This window comes from Caballeronia eucalypticola (genome assembly GCF_047608185.1).
Lineage (GTDB): Bacteria > Pseudomonadota > Gammaproteobacteria > Burkholderiales > Burkholderiaceae > Caballeronia.
The window spans coordinates 46,887-67,589 of record NZ_JBLKRU010000030.1 but is presented as its reverse complement, the minus strand read 5'-3'; the positions used below and the strand labels follow the sequence as shown (position 1 = coordinate 67,589).

At 59.3% G+C, this 20,703-nt stretch carries 18 protein-coding genes; 8 read left to right on the top strand and 10 right to left on the bottom strand.

The features are described 5' to 3' along the window. Positions 1-68 precede the first annotated feature (68 nt). The 8 genes from ptsN to kdsD form a co-directional block, all read right to left on the bottom strand. Positions 69-560, bottom strand: a complete 492-nt coding sequence (ptsN, locus tag ACMX25_RS27875; RefSeq protein WP_306427252.1) for a PTS IIA-like nitrogen regulatory protein PtsN — start codon at positions 558-560, stop codon at positions 69-71. A 414-nt stretch (positions 561-974) separates the two neighbouring features. Further along, positions 975-1,334 (bottom strand): ribosome hibernation-promoting factor, HPF/YfiA family, encoded by a 360-nt coding sequence (gene hpf, locus ACMX25_RS27870; RefSeq protein WP_031357598.1) that lies wholly within the window; start codon positions 1,332-1,334, stop codon positions 975-977. Between the two features lie 168 nt (positions 1,335-1,502). Next, positions 1,503-3,032, bottom strand: coding sequence for an RNA polymerase factor sigma-54 (locus ACMX25_RS27865; protein WP_414953222.1), 1,530 nt, complete (start codon positions 3,030-3,032; stop codon positions 1,503-1,505). 164 nt (positions 3,033-3,196) lie between these two features. Beyond that, the gene (gene lptB, locus ACMX25_RS27860; RefSeq protein ID WP_414953247.1) at positions 3,197-3,964 is read right to left on the bottom strand and encodes an LPS export ABC transporter ATP-binding protein; all 768 of its coding nucleotides are present in this window, start codon (positions 3,962-3,964) and stop codon (positions 3,197-3,199) included. A gap of 11 nt (positions 3,965-3,975) precedes the next feature. After that, positions 3,976-4,674, bottom strand: a complete 699-nt coding sequence (lptA, locus tag ACMX25_RS27855; RefSeq protein ID WP_414953221.1) for a lipopolysaccharide transport periplasmic protein LptA — start codon at positions 4,672-4,674, stop codon at positions 3,976-3,978. Positions 4,675-4,722: 48 nt separating this feature from the next. Further along, a complete protein-coding gene (lptC, locus tag ACMX25_RS27850; RefSeq protein WP_414953220.1) occupies positions 4,723-5,322 on the bottom strand; it encodes an LPS export ABC transporter periplasmic protein LptC in 600 nt (199 codons plus the stop codon). 5 nt (positions 5,323-5,327) lie between these two features. After that, positions 5,328-5,891 (bottom strand): KdsC family phosphatase, encoded by a 564-nt coding sequence (locus ACMX25_RS27845; RefSeq protein WP_414953219.1) that lies wholly within the window; start codon positions 5,889-5,891, stop codon positions 5,328-5,330. Then, entirely contained in the window at positions 5,891-6,874 is a 984-nt protein-coding gene (gene kdsD / locus ACMX25_RS27840) for an arabinose 5-phosphate isomerase KdsD (RefSeq protein ID WP_414953218.1), read from the bottom strand. The genes ACMX25_RS27845 and kdsD overlap by 1 nt, the downstream gene beginning before the upstream one ends. Before the next feature lie 180 nt (positions 6,875-7,054). Between kdsD and ACMX25_RS27835 the strand changes: the two genes are divergently transcribed. From ACMX25_RS27835 to ACMX25_RS27810, 6 genes are all read left to right on the top strand, one after another. Further along, entirely contained in the window at positions 7,055-9,055 is a 2,001-nt protein-coding gene (locus tag ACMX25_RS27835) for a cation:proton antiporter domain-containing protein (RefSeq protein ID WP_414953217.1), read from the top strand. A gap of 31 nt (positions 9,056-9,086) precedes the next feature. Next, positions 9,087-9,662 carry an adenine phosphoribosyltransferase gene (locus tag ACMX25_RS27830; RefSeq protein ID WP_414953246.1) on the top strand — a complete coding sequence of 192 codons (576 nt, stop codon included), beginning with the start codon at positions 9,087-9,089 and terminating at the stop codon, positions 9,660-9,662. 34 nt (positions 9,663-9,696) lie between these two features. Then, a complete protein-coding gene (locus tag ACMX25_RS27825; protein ID WP_414953216.1) occupies positions 9,697-10,311 on the top strand; it encodes a LysE family translocator in 615 nt (204 codons plus the stop codon). A 130-nt stretch (positions 10,312-10,441) separates the two neighbouring features. Beyond that, positions 10,442-11,287, top strand: coding sequence for an NUDIX hydrolase (locus ACMX25_RS27820; protein WP_414953215.1), 846 nt, complete (start codon positions 10,442-10,444; stop codon positions 11,285-11,287). 46 nt (positions 11,288-11,333) lie between these two features. Beyond that, positions 11,334-12,203 carry a formyltetrahydrofolate deformylase gene (gene purU, locus ACMX25_RS27815; RefSeq protein ID WP_414953214.1) on the top strand — a complete coding sequence of 290 codons (870 nt, stop codon included), beginning with the start codon at positions 11,334-11,336 and terminating at the stop codon, positions 12,201-12,203. A 273-nt stretch (positions 12,204-12,476) separates the two neighbouring features. After that, positions 12,477-13,643, top strand: coding sequence for an IS30 family transposase (locus ACMX25_RS27810; RefSeq protein WP_414953213.1), 1,167 nt, complete (start codon positions 12,477-12,479; stop codon positions 13,641-13,643). Positions 13,644-14,493: 850 nt separating this feature from the next. On the opposite strand, the gene ACMX25_RS27805 is transcribed toward ACMX25_RS27810, so the two are convergent. After that, the gene (locus ACMX25_RS27805; protein ID WP_414953212.1) at positions 14,494-15,567 is read right to left on the bottom strand and encodes an AI-2E family transporter; all 1,074 of its coding nucleotides are present in this window, start codon (positions 15,565-15,567) and stop codon (positions 14,494-14,496) included. Between the two features lie 88 nt (positions 15,568-15,655). Further along, on the bottom strand, positions 15,656-18,529 hold the full coding sequence (uvrA, locus tag ACMX25_RS27800) for an excinuclease ABC subunit UvrA (RefSeq protein ID WP_414953211.1): 2,874 nt from the start codon (positions 18,527-18,529) through the stop codon (positions 15,656-15,658). A 340-nt stretch (positions 18,530-18,869) separates the two neighbouring features. Here uvrA and ACMX25_RS27795 point away from each other — a divergent pair, with 340 nt between their 5' ends. Both ACMX25_RS27795 and ACMX25_RS27790 read left to right on the top strand, forming a co-directional pair. Beyond that, positions 18,870-20,072: an MFS transporter gene (locus ACMX25_RS27795; RefSeq protein WP_414953210.1), complete on the top strand. Its 1,203-nt coding sequence runs from the start codon at positions 18,870-18,872 to the stop codon at positions 20,070-20,072. Positions 20,073-20,152: 80 nt separating this feature from the next. Further along, positions 20,153-20,683, top strand: coding sequence for a single-stranded DNA-binding protein (locus ACMX25_RS27790; protein ID WP_414953209.1), 531 nt, complete (start codon positions 20,153-20,155; stop codon positions 20,681-20,683). Positions 20,684-20,703 lie beyond the last annotated feature (20 nt).

Below are 20,703 nucleotides of genomic sequence, written 5' to 3'. Positions count from 1 at the left end.
GGGCCATTCGGCCTGGTTCTCCGTACCGATCCGGCTTCACGTCCAGCACGAGGCCCGGCTCATAGAGCTCAGGGCTGCCATTGCGTGAGCACTTGGTACAGCGCTTCACGATTTTCTTCAGTGTTCAGGCGTTCGCGTGCATCCCGGTCGGAAAGCAGTTGCGCTATTTCCGAGAGGATTTCGAGGTGCTGTTGCGTGGCCTGCTCTGGAACAAGCAGAAAGATCAGCAGCGACACCGGCTGTCCGTCCGGCGATTCGAAGGCGATGGGCTCAGCCAGGCGCACGAAGGCGGCGAGCGGATGCTTCAGGCCCTTGATGCGTCCGTGGGGAATAGCGACACCTTCGCCGAGACCGGTCGAGCCAAGGCGCTCGCGCGCAAAGAGATTGTCGGTGACGGTACTGCGGCCAATGCCGTTCTGGTTCTCGAAGATCAGGCCCGCTTGCTCGAATACACGTTTCTTGCTAGTGACGGACAGTCCGAGGACGACATTTTCGAGGGGAAGAAATTTGGCTAAACGATTCATGTTGGCAGGCAGATGCGTGGCCTGAATTCTCCTCATCGTGGCGGCTGCAGAACCTGCACGAAACGCTCACGGCGATTTTTGGTAAGGAATGCGCGGGAGACAAAAGTCTCGCTTCACTCCGATTAACAACCCCGGTACCCGGTACTAACTTCTGAGCGGACCATTATAGAACAGCGTAATCAAACGATGGTGCGGCGCGCCATACAGTTGACGTGTTTGTTGCACATAACGCGACGCTCGCTGCTTCGCCCAAGTTCGCCCTGCTGCGACGAAAAACCGCCCCAAACCGGTGGCGACAAAAAAGCCGCCTGCTTTCAGGCGGCTCGTGCCGGGACTATCGGACCGATGGGCTCCGGCCTATATTGCTCCGGAGTCCGGCGCATCGAAAAAACTCCCAGCCGATGCGCCGTTCAACCCATTTGAATTACTCCTCTAACCGTTCACGATTCCTCACGGCGCCGGAACTTCGCTCTCCTGCGGTTCGTGTCCGTACTTCATCGTCGCGTGCGCGTGGCCCTGGATCTTGTCCTTGTGGCGGAGCACTTGCCTGTCCAGCTTGTCGACCATCAAGTCGATCGCTGCGTACATATCAACGTCACAACTCTCGATGAAAATGTCCTTGCCCTTCAGATGCAAGTTGATTTCGACCTTTTGCCGCTTGTCCTTTTCCCTATGATTGTCGACCGAGAGGACCACACTGCCGTCGATCACCTGATCGAAGTGCCGTAGCACCCTATCCAGTTTGGTGATCACATATTCTCGCAACGCAGGCGTCAATTCGAGATGGTGTCCACTGATCTGCAGATTCATAGTTGCTCTCCAAGCTGATGGCCGCCTGGGACGCTATCACGCTGCTCAAACCGGTCGCTGCTTGCCCGTACCTGTCCATTCTCGCGAACGGCGGAACGGGACGCATCGGCCGGCTCGCTCGCGCTTTCGCGACGCGGCCGGTAAAGGCCCGCCGCGACATGCAGCGGGCTACAGAGATTTTCGCAAGTTCACTGCCGGAATTTTCAGAGCTTCGCGATATTTGGCCACCGTGCGGCGTGCCACCACGAATCCCTGTTCTGCCAGCAACTCTGCGATGCGGCTGTCTGAAAGAGGAGATTTTGAGTCTTCGGCTCCTATCAGTTGCTTGATGAGTGCCCGGATCGCCGTGGACGATGCCGCGCCACCCGTGTCGGTCGAAACGTGCGATCCGAAGAAGTACTTAAATTCAAGCGTCCCGAATGGGGTCAGCATGTACTTACCGGTTGTCACACGTGAGACGGTGGATTCGTGTAAACCCAGCGTATCAGCAATCTCCCTCAAAACCAAGGGCCGCATTGCAATTTCACCGTGCGCAAAAAAGTTCTTCTGACGCTCCACAATGGCTTGTGCAACGCGGAGAATCGTCTCGAATCTTTGTTGAATATTCTTGATCAGCCAACGTGCTTCCTGCAGCTGTTGGCGCAACGATCCACTGCCCGGATCGCCGCGATTGTTGCGCAAAATATTCGCATAGAGGTGATTGATTCGAAGCCTCGGCACAATTTCCGGATTCAATTCTGCCGTCCAGCCGCTGGACATTTTGCGCACCAGAATGTCAGGAACTACATAATCCGCTTCACTTTTTCCGAACGCGGCGCCCGGGAAAGGTTCCAGTGAACGGATCAGCAAATGAGCGTCGCGCAAGGCGTCGTCGGATGCCTTGAGTTGCTTGCGCAAGCGTGTGAAATCGCGGGCGGCCAGGAGCTCCAGATGGTGCATCACAATATCGAGTGCGAGCGTCCGGATGGGTGACGGATCGAGCCGCAGCAACTGCAGCTTGAGACATTCCGACGCGGACCGGCCGCCCACTCCAGGCGGATCGAAACTCTGCAGTAACGCAAGCGCTGCGCTCAATTCGTCGACATCGACTTCCAGTTCATCCGGCAGATCCGCCTTCACTTCCTCGAGCGATGACGTGAGGTAACCGTCTTCATCAAGCGATTCGATGAGGAACGTGATCAGCGCGCGATCGCGCTGATTCGCCTTCGTCATGCGCAGTTGCGACGCCAGGTGATCGCGCAGCGTAGTGGTCGATTCGTGGATTTGCAGCGGCGGCAGGTCGTCGTCGTCGGAGCCGCTATTCGAGCGGCCGTAATCTTCCAGGTTCCACGAGCTCGAATCCGGCCCGTTATCCGACGAACTCATGCCGTTGTATTCGTCTACCCCTTGAGGCTCGCCGTTTTCGGAGCGGTCAGTCGTGGACGTGCTGCTGCTGCTCGACGACGAGCCGTTGCTCATCATGGAATCGGGCGCGTTCACCGATGCCCCCGCTGACGTGATCAGCGAGCCGTCCGCCGCCACGCGCAGCGGGCTGGTGGTCCAGTCGTCCTCGTTCTCGAGCAGCGGGTTTTGCGCGACAGCCATCGCGACCTCCTGCTGCAGTTCGAGCGTCGACAACTGCAGCAGCCGGATGGACTGCTGCAGTTGTGGGGTCAGCGCAAGATGCTGCGATAGGCGGAGTTGGAGGCTGGCTTTCATGGCAAGGTTTTAATCATTGTAGAGAGTTTGCCACGGGCGCGACACCTCGCGGGGATCGACCAAAAACAAGTGCCGCCTCGCGGGCGGCACACAGGATTCGCTGGCGGCGCGGGACGCCGTCCTCAGCGGTGTTGAAACGGGCGCACGATGCTGCACCCGCGCAATCACATACGGAAATGCTCGCCGAGATAAACGCGCCGCACGCTCTCATTTTCGATGATCTCGCTTGGCGCGCCTGCCGCAAGGACGCTGCCGTCGCTGATGATGTAAGCATGATCGCAGATGCCGAGCGTCTCGCGCACGTTGTGGTCCGTGATCAGCACGCCAATGTTGCGCTGCTTCAGGAACTTCACGATCTTCTGGATTTCGAGCACGGCGATCGGATCGACGCCCGCGAACGGTTCGTCCAGCAGGATAAACGCAGGATTGGTCGCGAGCGCACGGGCAATTTCCACCCGACGCCGTTCGCCGCCCGAGAGCGACAAAGCCGGGTTTTCACGCAGATGCGCGATCTGGAGTTCGTCCAGCAACGCTTCCGCGCGATCCGTAATCGCTTGCTTGGAGAGCGGCTTTTCGCTTTCGTCCGTCTGCAGTTCAAGCACTGCGCGAATGTTCTGCTCCACGGTCAGCTTGCGGAACACGGAGGCTTCCTGCGGCAGATACGAGAGCCCGAGGCGTGCGCGTTTATGAATGGGCAGCAGGCTGATGGAGGTGCCATCGAGCAGGATTTCGCCTGCATCCAGCGGCACCAGCCCGACGATCATGTAGAACGACGTGGTCTTGCCCGCGCCGTTTGGACCGAGCAGCCCGACCACTTCGCCGCTTTTCACGTCGAGCGAGACGTCCTTCACGACCGTGCGCGAGCCGTAGCGTTTCTTCAGGTTGCGGACGGTGAGCGAACTGCTCGTGCCGGCCGGCTTACGATGAGGCATGGCGGGCGAATTCACGGCTGCGGCGTTCCTTGCATCTTGGTGGACGGCGTCAGGGTCGCCGGTGCGCCGGTCAGCGGCGCGGCGCCGCCGTTACGCGGGGCGAGCATGGCGCGCACGCGGCCGGTGGGGTTGCCTGGGCCGGCGACGTCAGGTCCGGCCTTCGCCGTATAGAAGTCTTTCTGGCCATCGTAGGTAATCACGCTGCCGTGCACTTCGTCCTGGATCTTGGTAAGGCCCACGAGACGGCGCACAACTGCACGCGTGGTCAGCGTGGTGAGATCCTGCTTGCCGTCGTAGTCAATCCGCACCGCATTGCCTTCGATATATTCGTCGAGGCCGTCGCGTTTCTGGCGGAAATACGAGAGGTTGCCACCCGTGGACGTGCCGGTCGCGTACTGATACCCCTGCGGATCCTGGGTTACATCGACACGATCGGCCTTAATGATGATCGTGCCTTTGGTCGCAACAACGTGGCCAGTGAAGATGTTGACCTGCTTCAGGTCGTCATAGGTCATGTTGTCCGCTTCAATGTTCAGCGGCTTGTCGTTGTCGGCGCGTTCGGCGTGCGCGGCCGGGGCAAATGCCGCCAGCGGCAACGCCACGCAAAGTGCCGTGATCCCGAATTGCACGATACGTGCGGCGCGGCGCGAAAATGCAGCGCGCGCTGCACGCAGACGGCCGGATTCAGGTCGGAGAAACGGTTTGTTCATGCAGTCACACTTGAATGGATTAAGCGCAATTCGTCGGAACTGCCGGGTTTATTTGGATGAGGTGCCGAGGGTATCGGAAGCAGCGATCTGGCCGCGTACCGTCCCAAACAGCTTCATTACCCGGGTCGCGTTGTTGTAGTTCATGCCGTCACCCGTCATCACGGACGGACCGCGCTGAAGTTTAACCGGCTTTTCCGTTTCGATGACATCGTCGTTCACAAGGATGCGAAAGTGCTCCGAATCCGCCGTCATCTGCGGGTCGCCGTAGCCGGCCACACGCAAAATGTGGGCGTTCTCGTACAGGTTGACGATCGAGACGTCGCCGTTCACCGTGCCGCGCTCGGAGGTTGCCGTCACGGTCGGGCGCAGCGGCTGGAACATGCGCATCGCGGGTTTCGTGAGGTCGCTGACTTCATCGTCTTCGTAATGCACCATCGAAATCGCGGTCAGCCTGTACTGCGTCGTGCCGGTGGTGTCGAGTTCGGAGACCGAGAAGTTCGTCGCGAAGTAGTCGGGCGCGTGTTCCTTCGGGCGCTCTGGCTCCTGGGGCTTCGGCAGCGTAGCTTGCAGCAGCCAGTAGGTGATGCCCGCGAGGATGGCCAGCGCGACGACGGGCAGCGCTGACGTCAGTTTGGTGGGTCGTGGCATGGGATTCAGGTTCCGATAGCCGCGGCAAGCAGGCCGTCGTAGGAATTCTGGGCGCGCAGGATGGCGTCGCATACTTCGCGTACCGCGCCTTCGCCGCCTCGTTTGGTCGTCGTGAAATGCACGCGGTTCAATACTTCCTCGTGCGCGTTGGCGGGCGCCCCCGCGAAACCGCACAAGCGCATCACGGCGAGATCGGGCCAGTCGTCGCCCATGTAGCCGCATTCGGTCGCCGAGATGCCCGTGGTTCGCAGCAATTCGGCGAATGCAATGGTTTTATCGGCGACGCCTTGATGAAGGTGCGTCACGCCCAGCTCGCGAGCCCGTGCCGCGACGATGCCGGAGCTGCGTCCCGTAATGATGGCCGTTTGCACGCCCGCCGATTGCAGCAGTTTCACGCCGTGGCCATCGAGTGAATTGAAGGACTTCATGGCGTCGCCGTCGACGGAGAAGAACAGGCTGCCGTCGGTGAACACGCCGTCGATGTCGAAAATCATCAGCTTCACGCGGCTCGCGCGGTCGTGCGCGTCTTCCGTTGCAGCAATATCCGGCGTGAAAGACAAGGTCGACATCAGATTACCTTCTTGGAAAAGAGGTCATGCATGTTCAGGGCGCCGATCAGGATCGCGTTTTCATCCACAACCAGCATCTGATTGATGCGATAACGCTCCATCAGTTCCACCGCTTCCACCGCGAGATGGTCCGGACCGATCGTACGCGGATTACGCGTCATGACATCGATGAGCGGCAGCGTGCGGAAATCGCCGTCGCGCTGAAGAATCCGGCGCAGGTCGCCGTCGGTGAAAATGCCTTCAACGTGACGCTTTTCGTTGACCACGGCCGTCATGCCCATGCGCTTGGCGGTGATCTGGAAGAGGGCGTCGGAGACGGTGGCGTCGAGCGGCACTTCCGGCACTTCCGGCCCGACGCGCATCACGTCGCGCACGTATGTAAGCAGTCGCCGGCCAAGCGCGCCGCCCGGGTGCGAGCGCGCAAAGTCTTCAGGGCCGAAACCGCGGGCGTCGAGCACGGCAACGGCGAGCGCGTCACTCAATGCAAGCGCGGCAGTTGTACTCGCGGTCGGCGAGAGATTCATCGGGCAGGCTTCTTTATCGACGTGCGCATTCAGGTGCACGTCAGCCAGTTTCGCGAGGCTTGATTCAGGCCGCCCGGTGATGGCGATCAATTTTGCCCCGAGGCGCTTGATGATGGGCAGAATGGCAACGAGTTCCGAGGTTTCGCCCGAGTTCGACAGGGCGATGAACACGTCGTCGGCGGTCACCATGCCGAGGTCGCCGTGGCTCGCTTCGGCCGGATGAACGAAGAAGCCGGGCGTGCCGGTGCTTGCGAGCGTAGCCGCGAATTTGCGGGCGATATGCCCGGATTTGCCGATACCCGATACCACCACGCGGCCCTTGCATCCGAGCAGGAATTCGACGGCGCCGGTGAAGTTGTCGTCGAGTTGTGCGGACAGGCCGCGCACAGCGTCGGCTTCAATTTCGAGCACGGTGCGAGCCAGCGCGAGTGCCCGGTCGCCATTGATTTTCGCTATCATGCGCGAAGTATAACAAAGGCACCTTTGCGCCGCGCCGGAGACGGGGCGGCCTTCAGCCGCTCATCCGCCCCCGCAAGGCCGTGTGTTTTGTTGCGCGCAACGCTTGCGCGCGTTAAAAAACACAAGATACGGATGCGCTCCCCGAGCCGCCATCCGCCGACAAACGAGGACGCTAGACGGATGACTTCCCCGCTTGAAATGACGTTGCTGTTGCTGCTGTGTTCAGTGGCAGGGGTCGTCGTATTCCGCTTCTTCAACCTGCCGCCCATGTTGGGGTACCTGGCGGTTGGGATCATCGTCGGACCGCACGCTGCCGGCATTGCGCCGGATAGCGACCGCGCGCAGCATCTGGCTGAATTCGGCGTGGTGTTCCTGATGTTTTCGATCGGGCTGGAATTCTCGTTATCGAAATTGCGTTCAATGCGGCGGATTGTGTTCGGTCTCGGCGCCAGTCAAGTGGCCGCAACGATTGCGTTGGCGCTTTTGTTCGGATGGATCGCGAACTTCTGGACCGACATGTCGTGGGAGGCGAGCATTGCGTTGGGCGGCGCGTTGTCGATGTCGTCGACCGCCATCGTTTCGAAAATGCTTGCCGAACGGCTCGAACTGGAATCCGAGCATGGCCGCAATATCTTCGGCGTATTGCTGTTCCAGGATCTGGCCGTGGTGCCGCTGCTGATCATCATTGCCGCGTTTGGCAACGGCAATTCGAAGGAGCTGGCGTTCTGGCTCGCACTCGCCGCGATCAAGATCGTGGTGGCGTTGACGGTGCTGCTGTTCATCGGCCAGAAATTCATGACGCGCTGGTTTAATATTGTCGCGCGCCGGCGCTCGCAAGAACTCTTCATGCTGAACCTGCTACTGGTGACGCTGGGCGCGGCGTTCATCACCGATAAATTCGGCCTCTCGCTCGCGCTCGGCGCGTTTATCGCGGGCATGCTGATCGCGGAAACGCCGTACCGGCATCAGGTGGAAGAGGACATCAAGCCGTTCCGCGACGTGCTGCTCGGGCTGTTTTTCGTGACCACGGGCATGCTGCTCAATCCGCGCGTGATCTGGGAACACCCGTTTCTCGTGGCGTCGTTTTTCGTTTTGCCGATCCTGCTGAAAGCCGTGATGATCACCGGCCTCGCGCGGCTATTCGGCTCGCCGCCGGGCGTGGCGATGCGCACCGGGCTCAACCTCGCGCAGGCTGGCGAGTTCGGGTTTGTGCTGCTGAACCTGATCCTCGATAAACACCTTGTCGAGCCCGTGTTGCTGCAAGCCATCCTTTCGTCGATGCTGCTTTCCATGCTGGCCGCGCCGTTCATCATCCAGAATGCCGACCGGATCGTGCTGCGGCTTTCCTCCACTGAATGGTTGCGGCAGTCGCTGCAGATGACGCGGATTGCGACGCAGAGCATCAAGCAAAGTGGCCACGTGATTATCTGCGGCTACGGCCGCGCGGGGCAAAATCTGGCGCGAATGCTGGAACACGAAGGGTTGTCGTACGTTGCGCTCGACCTGGACCCCGATCGCGTGGCGGCAGCGGCGGCTGCGGGTGAAAGCGTGGTGTACGGCGATGCCGGCCGGCGCGAGGCGCTCGTCGCGGCCGGTATTCATCGCGCGGCCACGGTCGCGATCACCTTCGCGAACACGCCGTCCGCGTTGCGCGTGCTGCACAGCATTCATGAGCTCGAACCCACGTTGCCGACCATCGTTCGTACGGTTGATGACGCCGATCTGGAAAAGCTGATTGCGTCGGGCGCGACGGAGGTGATTCCGGAAATCGTGGAAGGAAGCTTGATGCTGGCGTCGCATACGTTGGTGCTGATGGGCGTGCCCATGCGGCGCGTGGTCCGGCGCGTGGAAGAAATGCGCGACGAGCGTTACAGCATGCTGCGAGGATATTTTCACGGCGCGGATGAAGACGACGATGAGCGTCGCGAACAGGTCCGGCTACAATCAGTTCCCGTCGATGAAAACGCCGACGCGGTCGGCCGTACGCTCGATGAGCTCGGGCTGGTGGGCGACGGGGTGGAGGTGACAGCCATTCGCCGGCACGGAATTCGCGGCGTAGAGCCTGATCCCGACACCAAGCTGCGGGCGAGCGACATTGTGGTGCTGCGCGGTTTGCCCGAGGCGCTGCAGCAGGCCGAAGAACGGCTGTCGCGCAATCGCCGTGCGGGCGCGGTAGCCTGAGGTTTTCCAGGAGACATCATTCATGTCTGAAATGTCTGAGTTCGCAGCGTCCTCTGTATCGAGCGTATCCAATCCTGCCGCTTTTATCCGGGAGCGGATTCGCACGGTGCCGGACTGGCCGCAGCCCGGTGTGCAATTCCGCGATATCACCCCGGTTTTGCAGGATCGGCGCGCGCTGCGCACGCTGATCGACATGCTGGTGCAGCGTTATATCGATGCACGAATCGACACTATTGCCGGACTCGATGCGCGTGGTTTTATCATCGGACCGATTCTCGCTTACGAACTAGGCCTGGGATTCGTGCCGATCCGCAAGAAGGGCAAGCTGCCGTTCAGGACGCTGTCGCAGTCGTATGAACTTGAATATGGCAGCGCGACCGTAGAAATTCACGAAGATGCGTGCAAGCCCGGCGAGCGGGTAGTGCTGGTCGACGACCTGATTGCAACGGGCGGCACGATGATGGCCGGCAAGATGTTGCTCGAACGGCTCGGCGCGGTGGTGGTCGAGGGAGCGGCGATTATCGATTTGCCGGAGCTTGGCGGGTCAAAACTTCTGCGCGAATCGGGCTTGCAGCTCTATACGGTCTGCGAATTCAGCGGCCATTAATTTCTCCGGGTTACTTCTCCGACTTCTCTCACTCATGCCAAATTTCCTCCTGTTTCTCGCGGCTTCCATTGCCATTACCGTGGCGCCCGGTCCGGACAATCTCCAGGTGCTCGCGCGCGGCATTTCGCAAGGGCGTGCCGCCGGGCTGGTTGCGGCGGTTGGATTTGCCGCCGGGATCTCGTTTCATACGACGCTCGCCGCGCTTGGCGTGGCCGCGTTGCTCAAGTCTTCACCTGTCGCGTTTGAGGCGGTCAAGCTGGCTGGCGCTGCTTATCTGATCTGGATTGGCATCAAGTCGATTCGCAGCAAGGGTTTGTCGAGCGCGCACGAGCGGCCGAGCCAGCCGTTGACTGTCGTGTTTCGGCAAAGCGTGATCGGCAATATGCTGAACCCGAAAGTGACGCTGTTTTTTATCGTGTTCCTGCCGCAGTTCGTGAATCCGCATGGCGTCCAAAGCGTCATGTTGCAGATGTTCGAGCTTGGCGGCGTGTTCATGTTGCAGACGGTGGTTGTGTTCTCGGTTTTTGGCGTCGCCGCCGGGATGATCGGCGCTTATTTGAAGCGGCGTCCGAAGGTGGGCGTGTGGCTCGACCGGCTGGCTGGCGCGACATTTATCGGGCTCGGGATTCGCGTGGCGTTAAAGGATTAGGACGGAGTCGTCACGGTGTGCGCGGGGAGCTACTGCGGTTTGACCCGGGCGGTCAAACTCAAACGCCGGTCTCGCTGCTAATAAAACCCCCTGTACAATTTCCGGCTTTCCGTCGCCGCCGGAGCCCCTCATGAGCTTGCCTGCCATTGTCGCCGCACGTCGTTTCGATGTTTCGGCGCATTTGCCGTTTTACATCGGCCGTGAACGGGTCGGCTGGATCCGGCGCATCGATGCACCCGCGCTGCAGTCGTGGCCGGATGTGTTTCACATCGATCAAACGTCGATCCGCCTCGCCGATACTTTCGCCGACCTCAACGCGCGCAGCGCCGCGCTCGGCGCGGTGATCGGCATGCTGGCCGCCGATGGCCGCATTCCCGGCTGGCGCAATGAAACCTACGCCATCCGTAATGCCTTCGACGCCGAGCCGCTTGCGTTTATCGAACGGGCGGCTTCGCGGTTCTTCGGCACAATGACGTACGCGGTTCATCTGAACGGCATTGTTGAAGAGCCGGGCCGCGCGCCAGAGCTCTGGATCGCCCGGCGCAGCGACACCAAAGCGACCGATCCCGGCATGCTCGATAACGTGGTCGCCGGCGGTATCGGCTGGGGGATGGGGATCGAGGAAACGCTCGTGAAGGAGTGCTGGGAAGAATCGGGCATGCAGCCGCAGTTGGCGGTCCAGGCTATTCGCGGACGCGAATTCTATGTGCTTCAATCACTGCCCGAAGGCACGCAAGCCGAGCTGATTTACGTTTTCGACCTGACCCTGCCTGCTGATTTCGCGCCACGCAATCAGGATGGCGAAGTGGGTGAACATCGGCTTGCGCGCATAGATGAAGTCGCGCGCTGGATTGAAGAAGGCGCAATGACAGTCGATGCCAGTCTGGCCACTCTGGATTGCCTGCTGCGCCGCAAGTGGATAGATGAAGAAGCGTGCGAGGGCATGCCGGCGATTTATTTACCGCCGGTAGTTTGAAAACGTGTTGAACGTGCTTTGAAATATCTCAAAGGAGTATCGATTCATGTCGACCGAACATAGTTTTATCTTGAAGTTGTCGTGTCCGGATCGTCCCGGCATTGTGCATGCCGTGTCTGGTTTCCTATTCGATCTCGGCAGCAATATTCTCGATTCCGCGCAATTCGGCGACAGTCACACCGGCGAGTTTTTCATGCGTGTGCACTTCCAGCAAGTTGGCGGTGATCCCGGTCTCAATGCGTTGCGCACTTCGTTCAGCACACTCGCCGATGAATTCGGCATGAAGTGGGAACTGCACGATGCGTCGATGAAACCGCGCGTGATGATCATGGTGTCGAAGATCGGACATTGCCTGAACGACTTGCTGTTCCGATATCGCACGGGGCAACTTGGGATCGAGATTCCGGCGATTGTTTCGAATCACCGTGAGTTTTATCAGTTGGCCGCTAGTTATGACGTGCCGTTTCACCACTTACCGTTGATGGCATCTACGCCCGAAGCAAAGGCATCGCAGGAAGCGCGGGTGCTGGAGATTGTCGATCAGCACAAGATCGATCTCGTCGTGCTCGCGCGTTATATGCAGATTTTGTCGCCGGAAATGTGTGCGGCGCTTAATGGCCGGGCTATTAATATTCATCACTCGTTCTTGCCGAGCTTTAAAGGCGCCAAGCCTTATTATCAGGCGTTCGATCGTGGCGTTAAGTTGATTGGCGCTACTGCGCATTATGTGACGACGGATCTTGATGAAGGGCCGATCATCGAGCAGGAAGTTGAGCGCGTGGACCACAGCATGACACCGGATCAGTTGACGGCAATCGGGCGTGATGTGGAATGCGTGACGCTCGCGAGGGCCGTGCGGTGGCACGTGGAGCACCGGATCGTGTTGAATGGGAGTAAGACGGTGGTGTTCAAGTAGGGGACGTTCGCACTTGATCGGGGGGCGGTTTGGGGGGGGCGGGGTTGTGTCGGGGTGCACGGGTTCTGCGTTAGCGGTCGGAGTCTATGCCGGGTTGGTAGGTTCCGGGGGTAGCGGTCTGGGTCAATGCCGGGTTGCTGCTTTCCAGGTTTTTGCGCGTTCGGTGTTAGCTGATCTTTTTCGCTCTATTAGCCACTGTGCGTGGCGGCACGGGCGGATTCAACCGGTCGATGCAACACCTCTGTTCCAATAGGGAAATCGGAGGATGAAGCTATGAAACGACAAGCGAAACCGTGGTTGACGTCGACCCAGAAGGGCGAGATCTGGAGGCGCTGGCGCGCAGCGGAGTCCGTCAGCGAGATCGGGCGGGCGCTTGAGCGTGAAGTGGGCTCGGTGCACCGGATGCTTGCTAAGCGCGGTGGCATCGCGCCACTGCCAAGAAAGCGCTCGCCACGCGCACTGACGCCCGAGGAGCGCGAAGCGATCTCGCGTGGGCTGAGCGCAAACTGGTCTTCAAACCGCATTGCAGCGCGTCTGAACCGAGCGCCATCGACGATCAGCCGGGAGATCGAACGCAACGGTGGGCCGATAAAGTACCGCGCACAACAGGCCGACGCCAACGCCTGGAAGAATGCGCTACGGCCCAAAGCCTGTGCACTTTCAAACCGGGCGCGATTACGCCAGCTCGTGGCAAGCAAGCTCAAACTACAATGGGCACCTGCCCAGATATCGGGCTGGCTTAAACGGCAGTTTCCAGTCAATAAGCTCATGCAACTGTCACATGAAACGATCTACCGAAGCCTGTACGTACAAGCTCGGGGTGTCCTTAAAAAGGAGCTGATGGAGCATTTGCGCACCAATCGCGTGATGCGGCGTGCTAAAAAAGCAACGGGCAGCGGACAAAATAGAGGGGCGATCATCGATGCTGTATCAATCAGCGAACGTCCCGCAGAAGTGAAAGACCGAGCGGTTCCCGGGCACTGGGAAGGTGACTTGATATCGGGCTCGAACAATTCGCATATTGCCACCCTGGTTGAACGCCAATCGCGCTTTGTGATGCTGGTGAAAGTCCAAGGCAAAGACACTGCAAGCGTCGTGTCGGCTCTGATCAAGCAGGTGAAGAAGCTGCCTAAGGAGTTGCGCCAAACGCTCACGTGGGACCGTGGCCGCGAACTGGCAAGTCACAAGACGTTCACTCTTGCCACCGAGGTCGACGTGTATTTCTGCGATCCGCGCAGTCCTTGGCAACGCGGTAGCAACGAGAATACGAACGGCCTGCTACGTCAGTACTTCCCTAAAGGCACACGCCTGGATGGTTATTCACAAGCCGAGTTGAACAAGGTCGCCGCACTTCTGAATGGACGACCACGTAAAACCCTCGACTTCATGGCGCCAGCCAATAAACTTGCAGAAGTTATAGGTGTTGCGATCACCAGTTGAATCCGCCCGTCTTTTCTTTGTCCAAAGCGACAAAGAAACGAAGCAAAGAAAGCGCTTTCACCTCTCTAAAAATTAAGTGTCCACAGCGTGCAGTTTTATTTCATTGGTACCCCAAAAGCACGGTGCTCGCCAGAGCCACGGATGTGTGAAACCCTCCTTCTCGCGAATCCTGACAGTAAAACGCTTCGCCCCGTACGTTCTCGGGCAAGCACCTTTTCCAAGCAAACCCGCACGGCCTCACGCGCTTTCCAGGTTCCGTTTCTTTAAAGTTTGGTTGTGTGGTCTGCGCTGCAGAGATGCGTGCTCAGCTTCACGGATTACGGACTGATGTGTACTGCTGCTTCATTTTTTTGCGAAGCAGCTGGTGGCTTGCAGTCATTTTGTCGGGTACGGCCTCGCGCATTTTGAAGGCCTTGTTCCCCGAATGGTTTTGCAGCATGTTTCGTCATGCGTACAAATTTGGTGGATGGTTCACGCGGATAGCGCGGGGTGCTTTTCGACTAGGTTCAGTCACTGGTGGCGAAGCGTGGGGTATCCGTGTTCGGAGAAAGAGGGGTTCACACATCCGTGGCTCTGGCGAGCACCGTGCTTTTGGGGCACCAATGAATAAAAACTGCACGCTGTGGACACTTAGGGTAGTGCTGTTAAAAGCGCTTTCTTTGCTTCGTTTCTTTGTCGCTAAGTACCAAGAAATGACGCGCCGCCACGCGCAGTGGCTAATAGTGATAAAGAAAACATCCAACATAAAACGCGCGAAAACCTGGAAAGCAGCAACCTGGCACTGACCCCGACCGCCAACCCCGCAACCAATGATCCGTGCAATCCCGCCACCGGCGCGAGCAAAAAACCGCTAAACCAGCCTCAAATAAACCAACTCACGCTTGAGATAAGCATAAAAAATCGGCGCGGCAATAACACCTGGCAATCCAAAAGCGGCTTCCATCGCGAGCATGGCCAGCAGCAATTCCCAGGCGCGCGCTTCGATCTGGCCGCCAATGATCCGCGCATTCAAAAAGTATTCGAGCTTGTGAATGACGATCAGGAAGATCAGCGAAGCCACAGCCGTCCCAAACGACACCGACAATGAAATCCCCACAATAATCGCGTTCGAAACGAGGTTGCCGATCACCGGCAGCAATCCGACGATAAACGTCACCATCACCAGCGTTTTCGATAGCGGCAGCCGTTCGTGAAACACCGGCAGCGCAACCAGCAAATACAGCGCCGTGAACGTTGCGTTGATCGCGGAAATCTTGACCTGCGCAAAAACGATCCGTCGAAACGCCTCTGAGAAACGCGTCACGCGCGTCACGAGCGCAGTTGAAAGCGGCAAGCGATGCGATGTCCGGGGAACGCCCACCGCGATAATCGCGCCCACGATCATGCCAATCAACACATGCCCGAAGCCACGCGCCGCGTCTTTGCCGCCCTGCTGCAACATGGCGGCGTGGGTTTGCATCAGCTCGGCGGCCTTGTCCTTCATCTGTTCGGCATCGACAGGAAGGTAGTTCGCGATCCAGTCGGGCACTTGCAGGCGCGCATGCGACGTGAGCTTCATCAGCTGATCGAGAAGCTTTTGAACGCTCGGGACATCGCGCTGAAAATGATCGATGAGCAGGACAGTTCCGCCCGCCAGCCCACCGACAATCACCGCCGCCACAATTACGACCGCGACCCAGCGCGCGCGTCCGCTCGTCATGGTCTTTTCGATCAGGGGCGCGATCATATGCACAAGCTGATACACCAGCATTCCCGCCAACAGCGCGCCAAGCAACTGCAGATGCAGCACCAGGAACAAACCGGCGAACGCGGCGATATAACTGCCAATCTCGACCGCCGACAACTTCGGCATGCTCATGTCACTCGTCAGCCGGACGGGCCGGACAGCGGGCCTGGTCTCGGCCGCTTCGTTGCGCTTTGCCATGAATCCTTTTGTCTCCTGCCGCTAACGGGTTATCAACTGCCGCGGCCCGAACGGCACGCGGCTCCTTGTTGCGGTGTGGGCGAATCTGTCATGCGGCCGATCTTGGCCTTTGCAGCAAAGGCGCAAGATACCGGCCGGTAAAACTGGCCTTCGACTGCGCGACGTGCTCCGGTGTCCCCTGCGCGATGATCTGGCCGCCACCGGCGCCGCCCTCCGGACCGAGGTCGATGACCCAGTCCGCACTTTTTATTACATCCAGATTATGCTCGATGATTACGACAGTATTACCTTGATCTCGCAGCCGATGAATCACTTCCAGCAAGAGCGCGATGTCGTGGAAGTGCAGGCCCGTGGTCGGTTCATCGAGGATGTACAGAGTCCGACCCGTATCACGCTTGCTCAGTTCCAACGAAAGCTTGACGCGCTGCGCCTCGCCGCCCGACAGCGTGGTCGCTGACTGACCGAGCCGGATATACCCGAGACCCACGTCGAGCAAGGTTTTCAGCTTGCGCGCGACAATGGGCACGGGTTTGAAGAACTCGTGCGCGGCTTCCACGGTGAGGTCGAGCACCTCGTGGATGTTCTTGCCCTTGTACTGGACATCGAGCGTTTCGCGGTTATATCGCTTGCCGTGACAGACGTCGCAAGGCACGTAGACGTCGGGCAAAAAGTGCATTTCGACCTTGAGCACGCCGTCGCCCTGGCACGCTTCGCAGCGTCCGCCCTTCACGTTGAACGAGAAACGGCCGGGATCGTAGCCCCGTTCCTTCGATGCCGGTACGCCCGCGAACAATTCGCGGATCGGCGTAAAAAGGCCCGTATAGGTCGCGGGATTCGAGCGCGGCGTACGGCCGATCGGCGATTGATCGACGTTGATCACCTTATCGAAGTGTTCCAGCCCTTCAATGGATTCGTAGGGTGCGGGCTCTGCGGACGATCCGTACAAATGTTGGGACACCGCGTGATACAGCGTGTCATTGATCAGCGTGGACTTGCCCGAACCGGATACGCCCGTCACGCAAGTCAGCAATCCGACCGGGAGATCAAGCGACACGTGCTTCAGGTTGTTGCCGTAAGCCTCGATGATCCGCAGCCGCCGTTCGTCCGGCGGCGTGCGGTCGGTCGAATAGCTGATGCTCCGTTTCCCCGATAAATACTGTCCGGTCATCGAATTCGGATCGTTCTCGACGTGCTTCGCCGACCCTTGCGAGACGATCTCGCCGCCATGCACGCCCGCGCCCGGACCCATGTCGACCACGTAGTCGGCCATGCGGATCATGTCTTCATCGTGTTCGACCACGATCACCGAATTGCCGATGTCGCGCAGATGCTTGAGCGTGGCAATGAGCCGGTCGTTGTCGCGTTGATGCAAGCCGATCGACGGTTCGTCGAGCACGTACATCACGCCCGTCAAACCGGAACCTATCTGCGATGCCAGCCGGATACGCTGCGCCTCGCCGCCGGAAAGCGTCTCGGCGCTGCGTTCCAGCGACAAATAGTCGAGCCCGACGTTATTCAGGAACGTCAGCCGCGCGACGATTTCCTTGATGACCCGATCGGCGATCTCGCCTTTCGCGCCTTCAAGGTGCAGCGTGTGGAAATAACCGAGCGTCTCGCGCAGCGGCCAGCCGCTCACTTCGTAAATGGCGCGCGCATTTTCGCCGGTGCCCAGCTTGACGTTGCGCGCCTCGGTCCGCAGCCGCGTGCCTTCGCACGCCGGGCACGCCTGGTTGTTCTGATACTTCGCCAGTTCCTCGCGGACCGCCGCCGAATCCGTTTCCTTGTAGCGGCGTTCCAGACTAGGAATGATCCCTTCGAATGCATGCTCGCGGACCGTCGTACGGCCGCGCTCGTTGATATACGAGAACGGAATGACCTCTTTGCCCGAGCCGAAAAGCAGGACCTTGCGGACGTTTTCCGGCAGATCCTCGAAGGCGCCGTCTATATCGAAATCGAAAAACGACGCCAGGCTTTGCAGCATCTGGAAATAGAACTGGTTGCGCCGGTCCCATCCTTTCACCGCGCCCGCCGCCAAAGACAGCGACGGATGCGCGACCACCCGCTTCGGGTCGAAGAACGTGATCTGGCCGAGGCCGTCGCACTCGGGGCACGCACCCATCGGGTTGTTGAACGAGAACAGGCGCGGCTCAAGTTCCTGCAGCGAATACGAACAGATTGGGCAAGCGAACTTCGAGCTGTACAGGTGCTCTTTCTCGGAGTCCATTTCGAGCGCGATCGCGCGGCCATCGGCGAGACGCAATGCTGTTTCGAACGATTCCGCGAGCCGTTGCTTCATGTCCGGCCGCACTTTCAACCGGTCGATAACGACATCGATAGTATGTTTGTCGTTCTTCTTCAGCTTGGGCAACGACTCGATTTCGTAGATTTTCGCGACGCCTTCGTTGGCCGTTCCCCCGCCCGACCGCACGCGAAACCGGATAAAACCCTGCGCCTGCATGGCTTCGAACAATTCCAGATGCTCACCCTTGCGGTCCGCGACCACGGGCGCGAGGATCATCAGCTTCGTTTCCTCGGGCATGGCGAGCGCGGCGTCGACCATTTGCGACACGCTTTGCGCTTCGAGCGGAATGTGGTGGTCGGGGCAGTGCGGCGTACCGACGCGGGCAAACAGCAGGCGCAGGTAGTCATGGATCTCGGTGACGGTGCCGACGGTGGAACGCGGATTATGCGAAGTCGCCTTCTGTTCGATAGAAATAGCCGGCGACAATCCTTCGATCAGGTCGACGTCGGGTTTCTCCATCAACTGCAGGAATTGACGCGCGTAGGCAGACAAACTTTCGACGTAGCGACGCTGACCTTCGGCGTAGAGCGTGTCGAACGCAAGCGACGATTTCCCCGAACCTGACAAGCCCGTAATCACGATCAGCTTGTGACGCGGCAAGTCGAGATTGATGTTCTTAAGGTTGTGGGTGCGAGCCCCACGAATACGAATTTCTTCCATGAACCGGGCGGAAAGTAAGGGGGCTAAACCTGCTACTATAACGACTTTTCGAGGGGGCGTTGCCCGCGCCCGTCGACGTCAATCAAGCATGCGGCGGGGTTGTGAAGGGTGCTGGCGGATTACTGATGGTCCATTAAAGGATCACTCATGGTCTACTTAAGCGGCGTTCAGGTAACCTCCGCGCGAATTTTGCGTCTGACGCTGGCGCAGGTCTGAAGCAGATCCAGACGCCTTAGCCACCAGTCTCATATAGTGCCGTTCCGGGCAACCACAAGGCGGCCGTGCTTGAGTTCCGCGTCCGCGCGCACGGCTAGACGCGTTTCCACATTACCTCGTCCCGATGTCCAATCCGTCTGCTACGTCCACACGTCTGAGCGCGCCCGAGTTGCGTGCGACCGTGTCGCTTGCCGCTATCTTTGCGCTGCGCATGCTCGGTCTCTTCATGATCATGCCGGTGTTTTCGATCTACGCGAGAACCATCCCCGGCGGTGACAACGTGCTGCTGGTCGGCATTGCGCTCGGCGCTTACGGCGTCACGCAGTCGCTGCTTTACATCTTCTACGGGTGGGTGTCCGACAAGCTCGGGCGCAAGCCCGTCATTGCTTTCGGGCTGATCGTGTTTGCGATCGGCAGCTTCGTGGCGGCGGTCGGCCATTCCATGACGTGGATCATTGTCGGCCGGGTTATCCAGGGCATGGGAGCGGTATCGTCGGCGGTAATCGCGTTTATTGCCGACCTGACCACGGAAGAAAACCGCACGAAAGCCATGGCCATGGTGGGCGCGAGCATTGGTGTCTCGTTCGCGGTCGCCATTGTGGGCGCGCCAATCGTGTTCCAGTGGGTCGGCATGAGCGGTCTGTTCACGCTGATCGGATTTTTATCGATACTCGCGGTCGGCGTCGTGATCTGGGTCGTCCCGGACGCGCCCAAGCCGCCTGTGCACGTGAAAGCGCCGTTCGCCGAAGTGCTGCACAACGTAGAATTGTTGCGCCTGAACTTTGGCGTGCTGGTGTTGCACGCTACGCAAACCGCTTTGTTTCTCGTTGTGCCGCGCATTCTGGAAGCGGGCGGTTTACCCGTCGCAGCGCATTGGAAAGTCTATCTACCCGTGATGGGCCTGGCGTTCGTCATGATGGTGCCGGCGATTATTGCCGCCGAAAAACGCGGAAAAATGAAGGCCGTGATGGTCAGCGCCATAGGTCTTATCCTGATTGGCCAGTTGTTACTCGGCGCCGCTCCGCATACCCTGTGGGCAGTGGCCGCAGTTTTGTTCGTGTACTTCCTGGGCTTCAATGTGCTGGAAGCGTCGCAGCCGTCGCTCGTCTCCAAACTCGCGCCTGGCACGAGAAAGGGAGCGGCGGCAGGCGTCTACAACACAACGCAATCCATCGGCCTCGCTATTGGCGGGGTGATCGGCGGCTGGCTATTGAAAGTAGATGGGCAGAGCGCTGTGTTTTTCGCGTGCTCAGGGTTGGTTTTTGCATGGTTGATCGTAGCGCTGAACATGAAACCGCCGCCGCAGAAAGTCCGGCGCACGGCTTGAGCGGCAGTCGTTTTTTGTCGTGCGAGCGCACGGCATCAGGTCAAATTGAATTGAATTGAATCGAATCAACAGGAGAAATCATGGCATCCGTCAATAAAGTCATTCTCGTCGGCAATCTGGGAGCCGATCCGGAAACTCGCTATCTGCCGAGCGGCGACGCCGTGGCCAACATCCGTCTTGCCACCACCGATCGCTTCAAGGACAAGACGTCCGGCGAGATGAAGGAGCTGACGGAATGGCATCGCGTGTCGTTCTTCGGGCGGCTGGCCGAGATCGTGAACGAGTATTTGAAGAAGGGCTCGTCGGTGTATATCGAGGGCCGGATCCGTACGCGTAAATACACCGATCAGGCCGGCGTGGAAAAGTATGCGACCGAGATCGTCGCCGAGCAGATGCAGATGCTGGGCGGACGCAGCGGCGCAGGCGGCGGTGGTGGCGATGAAGGCTACAGCCGTGCACCGGCCGAGCGCAGCAGTGGCGGCGGTGGTGCTAGCCGTGGCGCCGCAGCGGGCGGACGTCCTGCGGGCGGCGGCAACGCTGGCGGCGCGAGCCGTCCGAGCGCGCCTGCGGGCGGCGGTTTCGACGAAATGGACGACGATATTCCGTTTTGATGGGCATACCCGCAGTAATT

Excerpts from the sequence above, each read along its gene's own strand:
- ptsN (WP_306427252.1), bottom strand. The coding sequence starts at position 560 with ATGAGGAGAATTCAGGCCACGCATCTGCCTGCCAACATGAATCGTTTA.
- uvrA (WP_414953211.1), bottom strand. The coding sequence starts at position 18,529 with ATGGAAGAAATTCGTATTCGTGGGGCTCGCACCCACAACCTTAAGAAC.
- kdsD (WP_414953218.1), bottom strand. The coding sequence starts at position 6,874 with ATGATAGCGAAAATCAATGGCGACCGGGCACTCGCGCTGGCTCGCACC.
- ACMX25_RS27810 (WP_414953213.1), top strand. The coding sequence starts at position 12,477 with ATGAAACGACAAGCGAAACCGTGGTTGACGTCGACCCAGAAGGGCGAG.
- lptC (WP_414953220.1), bottom strand. The coding sequence starts at position 5,322 with ATGCCACGACCCACCAAACTGACGTCAGCGCTGCCCGTCGTCGCGCTG.
- ACMX25_RS27790 (WP_414953209.1), top strand. The coding sequence starts at position 20,153 with ATGGCATCCGTCAATAAAGTCATTCTCGTCGGCAATCTGGGAGCCGAT.
- ACMX25_RS27825 (WP_414953216.1), top strand. The coding sequence starts at position 9,697 with ATGCCAAATTTCCTCCTGTTTCTCGCGGCTTCCATTGCCATTACCGTG.
- ACMX25_RS27805 (WP_414953212.1), bottom strand. The coding sequence starts at position 15,567 with ATGGCAAAGCGCAACGAAGCGGCCGAGACCAGGCCCGCTGTCCGGCCC.
- purU (WP_414953214.1), top strand. The coding sequence starts at position 11,334 with ATGTCGACCGAACATAGTTTTATCTTGAAGTTGTCGTGTCCGGATCGT.
- lptA (WP_414953221.1), bottom strand. The coding sequence starts at position 4,674 with ATGAACAAACCGTTTCTCCGACCTGAATCCGGCCGTCTGCGTGCAGCG.
- hpf (WP_031357598.1), bottom strand. The coding sequence starts at position 1,334 with ATGAATCTGCAGATCAGTGGACACCATCTCGAATTGACGCCTGCGTTG.
- ACMX25_RS27830 (WP_414953246.1), top strand. The coding sequence starts at position 9,087 with ATGTCTGAGTTCGCAGCGTCCTCTGTATCGAGCGTATCCAATCCTGCC.
- ACMX25_RS27845 (WP_414953219.1), bottom strand. The coding sequence starts at position 5,891 with ATGTCGACCTTGTCTTTCACGCCGGATATTGCTGCAACGGAAGACGCG.
- ACMX25_RS27835 (WP_414953217.1), top strand. The coding sequence starts at position 7,055 with ATGACTTCCCCGCTTGAAATGACGTTGCTGTTGCTGCTGTGTTCAGTG.
- ACMX25_RS27795 (WP_414953210.1), top strand. The coding sequence starts at position 18,870 with ATGTCCAATCCGTCTGCTACGTCCACACGTCTGAGCGCGCCCGAGTTG.
- ACMX25_RS27820 (WP_414953215.1), top strand. The coding sequence starts at position 10,442 with ATGAGCTTGCCTGCCATTGTCGCCGCACGTCGTTTCGATGTTTCGGCG.
- ACMX25_RS27865 (WP_414953222.1), bottom strand. The coding sequence starts at position 3,032 with ATGAAAGCCAGCCTCCAACTCCGCCTATCGCAGCATCTTGCGCTGACC.
- lptB (WP_414953247.1), bottom strand. The coding sequence starts at position 3,964 with ATGCCTCATCGTAAGCCGGCCGGCACGAGCAGTTCGCTCACCGTCCGC.